Genomic DNA, 278 nt, shown 5'->3' on the forward strand with positions numbered 1-278 from the left:
GCTTGTTCGGCCAACAGTTTACCGTCGCTGCTATCGATGCTGTGCGCAGTGACATCTACCTGTTTACCGCTTTGGGCGGTTCCGCTGCGGTTATTCCAGTGACCCTGGGTGCGAATATCCAAGGCGTCAGCCGCATCGAGCAGCCCGTGCTGGTTATCAATCGACTGATGACTGTCAAGCAGAAAATGGCCTTTACTGACGATCTTACCCTGTGCATTGTTCAGGTGCTGTGCCGTCAATTGCAACGTTTCGCCCCGTATGTCACCGGACTGGTTATT

General features: G+C 53.6%; 1 protein-coding gene. It reads right to left on the reverse strand.

Going from position 1 to position 278, the window contains the following annotated elements; all coding sequences use genetic code 11:
* Positions 1–278: hypothetical protein (locus FE394_RS20180; RefSeq protein WP_319927928.1), on the reverse strand; the 278-nt coding region annotated here is incomplete at both ends.

Source organism: Xenorhabdus littoralis (assembly GCF_033949345.1).
Classification (GTDB): domain Bacteria; phylum Pseudomonadota; class Gammaproteobacteria; order Enterobacterales; family Enterobacteriaceae; genus Xenorhabdus; species Xenorhabdus littoralis.